This window comes from Nonomuraea rhizosphaerae (assembly GCF_019396405.1).
Classification (GTDB): domain Bacteria; phylum Actinomycetota; class Actinomycetes; order Streptosporangiales; family Streptosporangiaceae; genus Nonomuraea; species Nonomuraea rhizosphaerae.
Genome location: NZ_JAHKRL010000206.1, coordinates 1 through 11516, shown reverse-complemented (window position 1 = coordinate 11516; position 11516 = coordinate 1). Strand labels below are relative to the sequence as shown.

At 71.5% G+C, this 11516-nt stretch carries 13 protein-coding genes; 6 read left to right on the top strand and 7 right to left on the bottom strand.

Going from position 1 to position 11516, the window contains the following annotated elements; genetic code table 11:
- On the top strand, positions 1-531 hold a 531-nt coding region (locus tag KME77_RS10060; protein ID WP_219464647.1), incomplete at its 5' end, for an HD domain-containing protein.
- Positions 532-539: 8 nt separating this feature from the next.
- Here KME77_RS10060 and KME77_RS10055 read toward each other — a convergent pair.
- The 4 genes from KME77_RS10055 to KME77_RS10040 form a co-directional block, all read right to left on the bottom strand.
- Complete coding sequence (locus tag KME77_RS10055; RefSeq protein ID WP_219464638.1) at positions 540-803, bottom strand: DUF4031 domain-containing protein; 264 nt, start codon at positions 801-803, stop codon at positions 540-542.
- A gap of 10 nt (positions 804-813) precedes the next feature.
- On the bottom strand, positions 814-1557 hold the full coding sequence (locus KME77_RS10050) for an HAD family hydrolase (protein WP_308250645.1): 744 nt from the start codon (positions 1555-1557) through the stop codon (positions 814-816).
- Between the two features lie 19 nt (positions 1558-1576).
- A complete protein-coding gene (locus KME77_RS10045; protein WP_219464627.1) occupies positions 1577-2746 on the bottom strand; it encodes a cytochrome P450 in 1170 nt (389 codons plus the stop codon).
- Between the two features lie 123 nt (positions 2747-2869).
- Positions 2870-3142, bottom strand: coding sequence for a hypothetical protein (locus KME77_RS10040; protein WP_219464618.1), 273 nt, complete (start codon positions 3140-3142; stop codon positions 2870-2872).
- A gap of 209 nt (positions 3143-3351) precedes the next feature.
- Between KME77_RS10040 and KME77_RS10035 the strand changes: the two genes are divergently transcribed.
- Entirely contained in the window at positions 3352-4602 is a 1251-nt protein-coding gene (locus KME77_RS10035) for a hypothetical protein (protein ID WP_219464609.1), read from the top strand.
- Positions 4603-4722: 120 nt separating this feature from the next.
- Complete coding sequence (locus KME77_RS10030) at positions 4723-5406, top strand: DUF2786 domain-containing protein (protein ID WP_219464606.1); 684 nt, start codon at positions 4723-4725, stop codon at positions 5404-5406.
- Positions 5407-5489: 83 nt separating this feature from the next.
- Here KME77_RS10030 and pgm read toward each other — a convergent pair whose 3' ends face one another.
- Positions 5490-7127: a phosphoglucomutase (alpha-D-glucose-1,6-bisphosphate-dependent) gene (gene pgm, locus KME77_RS10025; protein WP_219464604.1), complete on the bottom strand. Its 1638-nt coding sequence runs from the start codon at positions 7125-7127 to the stop codon at positions 5490-5492.
- A gap of 60 nt (positions 7128-7187) precedes the next feature.
- Here pgm and KME77_RS10020 point away from each other — a divergent pair, with 60 nt between their 5' ends.
- Genes KME77_RS10020 through thrS form a run of 3 tightly spaced genes read left to right on the top strand, consistent with a single transcriptional unit; the run spans position 7188 to position 10757 of the window.
- Entirely contained in the window at positions 7188-8096 is a 909-nt protein-coding gene (locus tag KME77_RS10020) for an LLM class F420-dependent oxidoreductase (RefSeq protein ID WP_372451160.1), read from the top strand.
- A gap of 60 nt (positions 8097-8156) precedes the next feature.
- The gene (locus KME77_RS10015) at positions 8157-8753 is read left to right on the top strand and encodes a glycoside hydrolase family 25 protein (RefSeq protein ID WP_219464586.1); all 597 of its coding nucleotides are present in this window, start codon (positions 8157-8159) and stop codon (positions 8751-8753) included.
- Between the two features lie 42 nt (positions 8754-8795).
- Complete coding sequence (thrS, locus tag KME77_RS10010) at positions 8796-10757, top strand: threonine--tRNA ligase (RefSeq protein WP_219464584.1); 1962 nt, start codon at positions 8796-8798, stop codon at positions 10755-10757.
- A 64-nt stretch (positions 10758-10821) separates the two neighbouring features.
- On the opposite strand, the gene KME77_RS10005 is transcribed toward thrS, so the two are convergent.
- Positions 10822-11025: a TM2 domain-containing protein gene (locus KME77_RS10005; RefSeq protein WP_219464582.1), complete on the bottom strand. Its 204-nt coding sequence runs from the start codon at positions 11023-11025 to the stop codon at positions 10822-10824.
- A gap of 179 nt (positions 11026-11204) precedes the next feature.
- Positions 11205-11516 (bottom strand): PIG-L deacetylase family protein (locus KME77_RS10000; RefSeq protein ID WP_504739323.1); only part of this gene is annotated, 312 nt, incomplete at its 5' end.

Sequence of the window (11516 nt, the reverse complement as noted above, 5' to 3'; positions counted from 1 at the left end):
GAGCCGCACCGCCGCTACCACACGCCCGCCCCCCTCGCCGCCGTCCTGGCCGCCGTGGACGAGCTGGCCCCCGCCGCCTCGGACCCGGCGGCGGTGCGGCTGGCGGCCTGGTTCCACGACGCCGTCTACGACGGGCGGCCCGGCTGGGACGAGGAGCGCAGCGCCCAGCTCGCCCAGTCGCGGCTGCCGCGCTGCGGCGTGCCCGCCGAGCGGGTGGCCCGCGTGGCCCGGCTGGTCCGGCTCACCGCCGCCCACGACACGCTGGCCGCCGGCGACCGCGACGGCGCCGTGCTCTGCGACGCCGACCTGGCGGTGCTCGGCTCACCCGGCTACGACGCTTATTCCGGGCAGATCAGGCAGGAGTACGCGCACGTGCCCGACGCGGCGTTCCGCCAGGGCAGGGCCGCCGTCCTGCGCCGGCTGCTGGCCGTGCCGAGGCTCTACAGGACGGACGAGGCGCACGCCCTGTGGGAGGAACGCGCCCGCGCCAACATGACGGCCGAGCTGGCGTCGCTGGCGGACGGGGACTGAGCGCGTTCCTAACGGCGCTTGCGCTTGCGCAGCCCCGACGCGATGAGCCGGCGCAGCAGCTCGCGCGAGCTGACCGCCTGCGCGCCCAGCGCCACCGCCCGCGCGTGCACCGTCTCCGGCACGTCGTAGTGGTCGCGGTCGAAGGCCCGCTCGGGCACGCCGAGGCGCGACGCGAACGCGTGCAGCTCCTCCAGCGAGCTGTCACTGACCAGGTGCGACCACATCAGGCCGCGCGGCCCCGGCCAGTCGGGCGGGTCGATGAGCACCGTCATGATGGAACCGTCACGACGTCAAGGGTAGGACCCTGCCGCGCACCGCCAGCTCACCGAGGTCGCTCACGACGACGTGGGCCTCCTGCGAGGCGAGCAGGCCGTGCCGGTCCACCGCGACGACCAGCCCGAACCCGCCCTTGCGGCCCGCCTCGATCCCCGGCAGGGCGGCCTCCACCACCCCCGCCCTGGCGGCGGGCAGCGCCAGGCGGCGGATCGCCTCCAGGAACAGCGCCGGGTCCGGCTTGCCGGGCAGGTTCATCAGGGCCGCGTCGTTGCCGTCCACCAGCAGGTCGAACAGGTGCGTCACCCCGGCGGAGGTCACCAGCTTGCGGCCGTGCAGGCTGGCGGAGACGGCCGCCGTACGCGCGCCCCTGCGGCGCAGCTCGTGCAGCAGTGCCACCGTCGAGGGGAAGGCGGCCACCCCGTACTTTTCCACCTGTGTCATGAACAGCTGGTCCTTGGCCAGGCCCAGCCCGTGCACGGTCGGCGTCCCCGGCTCGTCGTCCGGCGCGCCCTCGGGCAGCGTGATGCCGCGCGAGTCCAGGAACGTACGGATGCCGTCGAGGCGCGGCCGGCCGTCCACGTGCCGCAGGTAGTCGTCGCGGATGTCGAATGGCGCCGAGCGGCCGCGCAGGAACGCGTCGAAGACGTGCTTCCAGGCGGCCGCGTGCCCCCGAGCGGTGTCGGTGACCACGCCGTCGGTGTCGAACACGACGGCGCCGATCTCGGTCAGGTCGATCACAGGCTCGTTCACACCTGCGAACGTAACCGCTCTACCAGGCGACCGGTAGCTTCTCCACGCCATAGACGATGGCGAGCTTCCTGAACGGCACCTCATCGGCCACCCGCAGCCCCGGGAAGCGCCGCAGCAGCGCCGGGAAGGCGATGCGCATCTCCATCTGCGCCAGCGGCGCCCCGATGCAGCGGTGGATGCCGTGCCCGAACGCCAGATGGGTGCCCGCGACCGGCCGCTCCGGCCGTACCTCGTCCATGCCCTCGCCCAGGGCGGGGTCGCGGTTGGCGGCGGTGAGCGAGCACAGGACCAGCTCGCCCTTGTTGATCTTCTGGCCGAGCAGCTCCAGGTCCTCGCGGGCGAAGCGCGGGAAGGCGACCTGCACCACCGTCATGTAGCGCAGCAGCTCCTCGACGACCTGCTCGGTGTAGGAGTCGTCGGCGCGGACCCGGTCGGCCTGCTCCGGGTTGTTCAGCAGCCACAGCGTGCCGAGCGAGAGCATGCTGGTGCTCGTGTCGTGGCCGCCGGTCAGCAGCCCGTCGGCCATGCTGGCCAGCGTACGGTCGTCCAGGTCGTCGCCGTGGTCGCGGAGCAGCTGGCCGAGCAGCCCCTCGCCGGGGTTCTCGCGCTCGCGCGCCACCAGGTCCGTCAGGTACGCCATCGCGTCGTTGATCGCCTGCAGCGACGCCTCGGGCCCGGCGGTGAAGTCGAAGCGGTTCGTGCTGATCTTCAGGAAGTCGGCCCGCTCCTCGTACGGCACGCCCAGCAGCTCGCACACCACGAGGGACGGGATCGGCAGCGCGAACGACTCCACCAGGTCGACCGGCGACCCCTTGGCCTCCATCTTGTCGAGGTACTCCTCGACCAGGACCTCGATGCGCGGCTCCATCCTGCGCAGGCGGCGGACGGTGAACTCCGGCGTCAGGTACTTGCGCAGCCTCGTGTGCTCCGGGGGATCGCGGAACCCCAGGCCGCCGGGATCCTCCTGGTTGGAGCCGAGACCGATCACGTTGCCGAAGTCGTTGCTGAACCGTTCGTGGTCGGCCAGCACGGCTCGCACGTCCTCGTAGCGGGTCACCAGGTACACCGTCTGGCCACCCGGGATCTCCATCGGGAAGACCGGCTGCTCGGTGCGGATGCGGGCGAGCTCGGCCACCGGGTCGAAGCCCTCGCGCATGAACTGGACGAGCGGGAACTCTGAGTCAGACATCGAAATCCGTCCTGCTGGGATACATCACACTATGTTGGGATAAATCCCTACATAGATGGTCCCACCGGATGGATGCGATCCGGCCACAATCCAGCCTGCCTCATCCCCGGCCCGTCCGCTGATTCAGCCACGCGCCAGGGACCTGGTGACCTCGCCGGGCGGCGGCACCGTACGGTCGTGCGCCCACACCTCGGGCTCGGGCAGCGGCGCCCGCTCGACCAGGGACGGCAGCGTCGGCCTGGGCCGGCGCGGCTCGCGCACCCCGCCCTCCCGCCCCCCGGGGTCGTCGAAGGGGAAGTCGTCGTCCGGGGCGTGCGGCTCGCCGGGCCCGAACCCCGGCAGCCGGCCCGGCGCTCCACTGGTGAGTACGCGCGCCCTGCGCGATCGCTTGCTCACGAAGCCTCCTCGGGCTTCCTGCGGCGTCCCTCGCACTGTCGCATCCATTGTGCGCCACCACTTCCCTGAACGCGAGGTCTCCTGTGCCGGGGGAGGTTTGTGATAAAGGTGGGCGAAGCGGGTCAGCAGAGGTGGTTTGGCGTACAGGAACGCCACGTTCTGCGATGATCTCGCTATAAGCGGAGTTTGAGCCTCACGGATAGTGACTGATGCCGACATTCGAGGAAATAGCTGCCTTCGTCGCCGAAAAGCCGTTCGCAACGGCGGTCATCGCGCTGCTCGGCCTGGCCGGGCTGGTGCTCGCCTACCTGGTGCTCCGGATCGCCTGGCGGGCTGTCGCCTGGCTGTTCGAGCGCTACATCGCCCCACGCCCCATCGAGGACGTCCTGACCGTGGTGGCCGCGTCCATCGCGACCGGCGTCTCCGCCCAGGGCATGTGGCGCTTCTCCGGTGACGTCCTCGGCCTCGACGGGCCGCTGCGGCTGCTGCTGTTCGCGTTCATCGAGGTCGCCATCATCACCTCCGCCGTGCGGGCCCGCCGCAACATGCGCGAGAACTTCTCCGCGGGCATCGACGGCATCGCCGTGTGGGCGCTGACCTGCCTGACCGCCGTGCTGTCCAGCATGGACGCGCGCAGCCTGCCCGAGGCGGTCTTCCGTCTCGCCGCGCCGCTGGTCGCCGCCTGGCTGTGGGAACGCGGCATGGCCATCGAGCGCCACCGCATCCGCGGCACCGGCCGCATCAACTGGCGGCTGACCCCCGAGCGGCTGCTCGTACGGGTCGGGCTGGCCGAGGTCAGCGACCGCACCGCCAGCGAGGTGGACGCCCACCGCAGGCTCACCCGCGTCGCCCTGGCCGCCAAGCGGGCCAAGGCCCTGCGCGAGAACGGCGCCTCCGAGCGCAAGATGCGCGTCGCGCTGGCCAGGCTCGACAAGGCCATGGACCAGGCCGTCGAGCACACCGGCCTGGCCGTCGACCAGGGCCGCCAGGAGGCGTTGCTGGCCCAGATCGCCGCCCTGTACAACACCAGCGCGCTCATCGACGCCGACCCGCGCGTACCCTGGGAGCCCGAGCCCGAGCAGCACCCCGTGCCCGCCCGCCCCGCCCTGCCGCCCGCGCTCGCCGAGCTGGTGCGCGAGGAGGACGAGGACGTGCAGGTGTTCGACGCCACGCCGCAGGTCGTCGACACCGCCCAGCGGGCCGCCATGATGCGCCTGGCCCGCGACTACTGGGACCGGCAGATCGCCAAGGGCATCGTCCCGCGTACGGTGGACATCGCCCAGGAGACCGGCCTCTCCCTGGCCACCGCCCGCCAGTACCGCGCCCTGTGGAAGCTGGAGCCCGAGGCGCACGCGCTCATCGAGGCCCTCTTCCAGCAGCATGGCATCGTGGACACCGGCGCCTTCCCGGTCATCGCCGACGACGGCCGCATCCTGGCGTCCAATGGCCTCACTTCGTGAGGCAGGCTCGATCGCTGGGATCCGCCGCTCTTCCCTCGTCGCTCTGGTCGCTGCGCTCCCGGCGCTCCTCCTCCAGAGCGACGGCGCTCTCTCACGGGAGGCGGGATCCGAGGGGAGTCGTTGAGCGAGCGCACGCTTGAGCGGGTCAGGAAGCTCCTGGCCAAGGCCGAACGGACCGACAACGAGCACGAGCGGGCCACGTTCATGGCGGCCGCGGCCTCGCTCATGGCCAAGTACGGCATCGACTCCCTCGGCCCCGCCGAGGTGCGCCAACGGCCCGGCGACCGGATCGTGACCCTCCCTGACCCGTGGGCCAGGGAGAAGGCCCGCCTGGTCAGTCTCGTCGCCCAGGCCGTCCGCTGCCGCCCGCTGCTCATCGGGCGCGGCGACGGCGGGCAGCGGGTGCACGTGTTCGGCTTCGCCGCCGACCTCGACCGCGCCGACCTGCTGGCCACCTCGCTGCTGCTCCAGATGGCCTCCGGGCTGGCCCGCGTCCGTCCGCCCGGGGGCGCCGTGCGCGCCTACCGCCGCTCCTGGATGCTCGGCTTCACCGACGAGGTGTACCGGCTCCTGAGCCGGGCCGAGGCCCGCGCCGGCGATGAGGCGCCCACCGCCGGCACCGCCCTCGTCCTGGCCGACCGTCAGGCCGAGGTCGAGCGCGCGGTCGCGGCCTGCTACCCGCGCGTCCGCACCACGGTCCCCCGCACCAGCGGCACCGGCTACCGGGACGGCGTCGAGGCCGGCCGCCGCGCCGACCTCGCCCGCACGGGCGTGCCCGCCACGGCCACCCCCGAACTCACCTGACGGCTCCGCCGCCTCAGGAGCCCTCGGCCCTGCGCGGGAGTCCTCGGCCCTGCGCGGGAACGCTCAGCCCAGCGCGGGAACGCTCAGCCCAGCGCGGCCGACACCAGCGCGCGGGCCTCCCGCTGCACCTCGCCCAGGTGCTCGGCGCCCTTGAACGACTCGGCGTAGATCTTGTACACGTCCTCGGTCCCCGACGGTCGCGCCGCGAACCAGGCGCTCTCCGTCGACACCTTCACCCCGCCCAGGCCGGCCCCGTTGCCCGGCGCGGACGTCTGCACCGCCGTGATCGGCTCCCCGGCCAGCGACGACGCCGTCACCTGGCCGGCCGACAGCTTGCCCAGCACCGCCTTCTCCTCGCGCGAGGCGGGCGCGTCCACCCGGGCGTAGGCGGGCTCCCCGTACCGCGACGTCAGGTCCCGGTAGTGCGCGGACGGCGAGCGCCCCGTGACCGCGAGGATCTCCGCCGCCAGCAGCGCCAGGATGATCCCGTCCTTGTCCGTCGTCCAGGCCGACCCGTCACGCCGCAGGAACGAGGCCCCGGCGCTCTCCTCGCCGCCGAACCCGAGCGACCCGTCCAGCAGCCCCGGCACGAACCACTTGAACCCGACGGGCACCTCGTAGAGCCGCCGCCCGAGCGACCCGGTCACCCGGTCGATGATCGCGCTGCTGACCATCGTCTTGCCGACCCCCGCGCCGGCGGGCCAGCCGGAGCGGTGCTCGTACAGGTAGGAGATCGCCACGGCGAGGTAGTGGTTGGGGTTCATCAGGCCGCCGTCGGGGGTGACGACGCCGTGCCGGTCGGCGTCGGCGTCGTTCCCGGTGGAGATGTCGTACTTGTCGCGGTTGTCGATGAGCGAGGCCATCGCGTACGGCGACGAGCAGTCCATCCGGATCCTGCCGTCCCAGTCGAGCGTCATGAACCGCCACGCCGGGTCGACCAGCGGGTTGACCACGGTCAGGTCCAGCCGGTGCCGCTCGGCGATCTCCCCCCAGTACGCCACGCTCGCCCCGCCCAGCGGGTCCGCCCCGATCCGCACCCCCGCCGACCTGATCGCGTCGAGGTCGAGCACCGACGGCAGGTCGTCCACGTACGCGCCGAGGAAGTCGTAGCGCCCGGTGGTCCCCGCCCGCAGCGCCCTGGAGTACGGCACGCGCGAGACGCCCTTGAGCCCGTCCGCCAGGAGCTGGTTGGCCCGGTCCTGGATCCACCCGGTGGCGTCGGTGTCGGCCGGCCCGCCGTGCGGCGGGTTGTACTTGAAGCCGCCGTCGCCCGGCGGGTTGTGCGACGGCGTGATCACCACCCCGTCGGCCAGGCCGGACGCGCGGCCCCGGTTGTGGGTCAGGATCGCGTGCGAGACCGCCGGGGTCGGCGTGTAGCCGTCGCGGCTGTCGATCAGCACGCGCACCTCGTTCGCCGCGAACACCTCCAGCGCCGACACCCGCGCGGGCTCCGACAGCGCGTGCGTGTCGATGCCCAGGAACAGCGGCCCGTCCGTGCCCTCCGCGCGCCGGTACTCGCAGATCGCCTGGCTGGTGGCGAGGATGTGATCCTCGTTGAACGCGGTGTTCAGCGACGAGCCACGATGCCCGGAGGTCCCGAACGCCACCCGCTGCCCCACCTCACCCGGATCCGGGTGGAGTGCGTAGTAGGCGGTCACCAGGCGGGCGAGGTCCACCAGATCGCCGGGCTGTGCGGGCGTGCCTGCGCGTTCGTGGGTCATGGGGCCACTTTACGAGTGGCCGCCGGGAACCGGTCGGCTAGACTCGCGTCAGCCACCAGAATGGAGTTCGGTTTCATGCGTCTCGGACTGCTCCTGAACGAATCGAACAACACCGACCCCCTGGCGGGGCTGCGTGACCAGATCGCCCGGGCGGCCGACGACGGCTTCGCCTCCGCCTGGTTGTCGCACATCTTCGGCCTCGACGCGCTGACCGCGCTGGCGGTCGCCGGGAGCCAGGTCCCCGGCATCGAGCTCGGCACCGCGGTCGTGCCCACGTACCCGCGCCATCCGGCCGCGCTGGCCCAGCAGGCCATGACGGTCAACGCCGCGGTCGGCGGGCGGCTGACGCTCGGCATCGGCCTGTCGCACCAGATCGTGATCGAGAACATGTTCGGCTACAGCTTCGAGCGCCCGGCCAGGCACATGAAGGAGTACCTGAACATCCTCATGCCCGCCACCCGCGGCGAGCAGGTCGACTACGACGGCGAGACGCTCAAGGCCCACGTGCGCCTCAGCACGCCCGGCGCCGGCCCGCAGGTGCTCGTCGCGGCGCTCGGCCCGCGCATGCTCAAGCTGGCCGGGACCGTCGCCGACGGCACCGTCCTGTGGATGACCGGCCCGAGGACCGTCGCCGACCACATCGCGCCCACCATCGCGGCCGCCGCGAGCGAGGCGGGCCGCCCCGCGCCGCGTGTCGTGTGCGGGCTGCCGGTGTGCGTGACCGACGACGTCGAGGCCGCCAAGGCGCGGGCCAACGAGATCTTCGCCGTGTACGGGCAGCTGCCCTCGTACCGGGCCATGCTGGACAGGGAAGGCGCCGAAGGCCCCGGCGACGTGGCCATCGTCGGCGACGAGGAGAGCGTGGGGGCCCAGATCGACGCGCTGGCCAAGGCCGGGGTGACCGAGTTCGCCGCGTCCACGTTCTCCAATAGGGAGCGGACCCTGGCCTTCCTCAAGACGCTGCTCTGACCGGCGCGTCGGAGCGGGCGGCCGGCAGGGGGCCGCATAAACTCCCGCAAGGTGAAGCGCTTGCTGCATGGCATAGACGTGTCCAACTGGCAGGGCTCCGTCGACTGGTCCGACCACGCCGAGGCGGGGGTGTCGTTCGCCTTCGCCAAGGCGACCGAGGGCGGCGGCTACACCGACAAGTTCTTCGCCCGTAACTGGCAGGGCATGCGGGAGAGCTGGATCGTCTGCGGGGCCTACCACTACGCGCACCCCAAGGGCGACCCGGCCGAGCACGCCCACCACTTCCTGCGGGCGATCAGGTCGGCGGGCGGGCTGCGCCGCGGCGACCTGGTCGCGCTCGACCTGGAGACCAGCGACGGGCTGCGGCCCGAGCAGGTCGCCCGGCACGCCCGCCGCTGGTGCCGCTACGTCGAGCGGCACGGCGGCGTGCGCCCGTTCGTCTACACCTTCCAGTGGTTCGCCCGCGCCGGAAACTGCGCCGGGCTCGGCGAGTACCCGCTGTGGATCGCCAGCCCGGAGAAGCCGCGCGGCCGGCCGCTGGTGCCCAGGCCCTGGCGGGACTGGACGATCCACCAGTACTCCAACAGCCCGCTGGACCGCAACGTGTTCCACGGCAGCAGGGAAGACCTGACAAGGCTGGGGTTTCACAGGCGATAGCATCGGTGTTCACCATCGACAGCGCTATCCAAGGGAGCCACCGTGTCAGCCGAGCTACGCATCACCCTCGCCGGAGCCGAGCGTGTGGTCGCGGCCGGCACGACGGCCGGCGACGCGCTGGAGGCCGACGGCCGCACGGTCATCGCCGCCAGGGTCAACGGCGAGCCGCGCGACCTGGCCCATCAGGTCGCCGAGGGCGACCTCGTCGAGCCGATCGAAGTCTCCAGCGACGAGGGCCGGGCCATCGTCCGCCACTCCACGGCCCATGTCATGGCGCAGGCCGTGCAGGAGCTGTTCCCCGAGGCCAAGCTGGGCATCGGGCCGCCCGTCGACAACGGGTTCTACTACGACTTCGACGTGCGCGAGGCCTTCCACCCCGACGACCTCAAGCGGGTCGAGAAGCGCATGCGCGAGATCGTCAAGCAGGGGCAGCTCTTCTCCAGGCGGCCCGTCTCCGACGACGAGGCCCGCGCCGAGCTGGCGGACGAGCCGTACAAGCTGGAGCTGATCGGGCTCAAGGGCGGGGCCGAGGACGAGGAGAGCGTGGAGGTCGGCGCCGGTCAGCTGACGATCTACGACAACCTCGACGCCAAGACCGGCGAGCTGCGCTGGAAGGACCTGTGCCGCGGGCCGCACGTGCCCTCCACCCGGTCCATCCCCGCGTTCAAGCTCATGCGCTCCGGCGGCGCCTACTGGCGCGGCAGCGAGAAGAACCCGCAGCTCCAGCGCATCTACGGCACCGCCTGGGAGTCCCGCGACAAGCAGGACGACTACCTCAGGATGCTGGAGGAGGCCGAGAAGCGCGACCACCGCAAGCTGGGCGCCGAGCTCGACCTGTTCTCCTTCCCCGACGAGCTGGGCTCCGGCCTGGCGGTCTTCCACCCCAAGGGCGGCGTGATCCGCCGCGTGATGGAGGACTACTCGCGGCGCAAGCACGAGGAGGCGGGCTACGAGTTCGTCAACACGCCTCACATCACCAAGGAGAAGCTCTACCAGGTCTCGGGACACCTCGACTGGTACCGCGACGGGATGTTCCCGCCCATGGAGCTCGAAGGGGCGCGCTACTACCTCAAGCCGATGAACTGCCCGATGCACAACCTGATCTTCAGGGCGCGCGGGCGCTCCTACCGGGAGCTGCCGCTGCGGCTGTTCGAGTTCGGCACCGTCTACCGCTACGAGAAGTCCGGCGTGGTCCACGGGCTGACCCGGGTGCGCGGCCTGACGCAGGACGACGCCCACATCTACTGCACCCGCGAGGAGATGCGCGACGAGCTGACCTCGCTGCTGCGCTTCGTCCTCGACCTGCTGCGCGACTACGGTCTTGAGGACTTCTACCTGGAGCTGTCGACCAAGGACCCGGCCAAGTTCGTCGGCGCCGACGAGGCGTGGGAGGAGGCGACCGAGACGCTGCGCGAGGTCGCCGAGGCCGAGCGCCTGGAGCTGGTGCTCGACCCGGGCGGCGCGGCCTTCTACGGGCCCAAGATCTCCGTCCAGGTCCGTGACGCGATCGGCCGCACCTGGCAGATGTCGACGATCCAGCTCGACTTCAACCTGCCGGAGCTGTTCGAGCTGGAGTACCAGGCGGCCGACGGCACCCGCAAGCAGCCCGTCATGATCCACCGGGCGCTGTTCGGCTCGATCGAGCGCTTCTTCGGCGTGCTGGTCGAGCACTACGCGGGCGCCTTCCCTCCGTGGCTGGCCCCCGTGCAGGCCGTCGGCATCCCGATCGCCGACGCGCACGTGCCCTACCTCCAGGACGTGGCCAAGAAGCTGCGCGAGCGCGGCATCAGGGTCGAGGTCGACGCGGCCGACGACCGGATGCAGAAGAAGATCCGCAACGCGCAGAAGGCGAAGGTCCCCTTCATGCTGCTGGCCGGTGACGACGACATCGCCAACGGCGCCGTCTCCTTCCGCTACCGCGACGGCGAGCAGAAGAACGGGGTGCCGGTGGAGGAGGCGATCGCCGAGATCGTCAGCGCCGTGGAGCGCCGCGTACAGGTCTGACCAGCCCTCCGGGCATACGAAAGGGGTACGGCGTTGGGGCGCCGTACCCCTTTCCGTGCTGCTGCTACTTGGCGAGCGGCTGACCCTGCTTGTCGGTGAAGTTACCGATGAGGATCATGATGAAGTCGATCAGCACCCACACGCCCAGCCCGCCGAGCGTGATGAGCTGCAGGATGCCGGTGCCGACCTTGCCCACGTAGAAGCGGTGGACGCCGAGCGCGCCGAGGAAGAAGCACAGTAATACAGCCACGATCCATGACTTTGCCATGAGGAAGATCCCTTTCGATGGGGAGTTGGGCCGGGCGTTGGGGCATGGAGTGCCCGGTCGGTGGAGCTTCCTGTGGGGGTGATCACCACAGGGCACGCAACGGTAGCAACAGGAACCAACCGTCACCAGCGTTTCGGCATTATGTCAACCGAAGGGTCCCTTATCCCCAAATATCCGCGTTAGCGGGTAAATAGTCGGAATGGAATGCAGGGCCGGCCGCCGAACCGCTCCGCCCACTGTGAGGTGAGCTGCTCGACCAGCGACCTGACGTACGCCTGCGGCTCCTCGTCCGTCAGGGCCTCGATGTAGGCGCGGTGCTCCAGCAGCGAGGCCACGCCGCGCTCCACGACGCCGGTGACGTCCATGGCGTGGGTGGGGTCCATGACGCCCGCCACGGCGACCCAGCGCACGCCGTTCCAGGGGGCCTCGGCGGTGTCGGGGAAGATCCACCGGTTGCCGGCGTCGGCCGCCGCGTCGAGCACGGCCCGGCC

What these genes read in the sequence shown, in the direction of transcription:
- KME77_RS10055 (WP_219464638.1), bottom strand. Translation starts at nt 803, where the DNA reads ATGACGGTGCTCATCGACCCGCCCGACTGGCCGGGGCCGCGCGGCCTG.
- pgm (WP_219464604.1), bottom strand. Translation starts at nt 7,127, where the DNA reads ATGACCCACGAACGCGCAGGCACGCCCGCACAGCCCGGCGATCTGGTG.
- KME77_RS10020 (WP_372451160.1), top strand. Translation starts at nt 7,188, where the DNA reads ATGGAGTTCGGTTTCATGCGTCTCGGACTGCTCCTGAACGAATCGAAC.
- KME77_RS10005 (WP_219464582.1), bottom strand. Translation starts at nt 11,025, where the DNA reads ATGGCAAAGTCATGGATCGTGGCTGTATTACTGTGCTTCTTCCTCGGC.
- KME77_RS10035 (WP_219464609.1), top strand. Translation starts at nt 3,352, where the DNA reads ATGCCGACATTCGAGGAAATAGCTGCCTTCGTCGCCGAAAAGCCGTTC.
- KME77_RS10045 (WP_219464627.1), bottom strand. Translation starts at nt 2,746, where the DNA reads ATGTCTGACTCAGAGTTCCCGCTCGTCCAGTTCATGCGCGAGGGCTTC.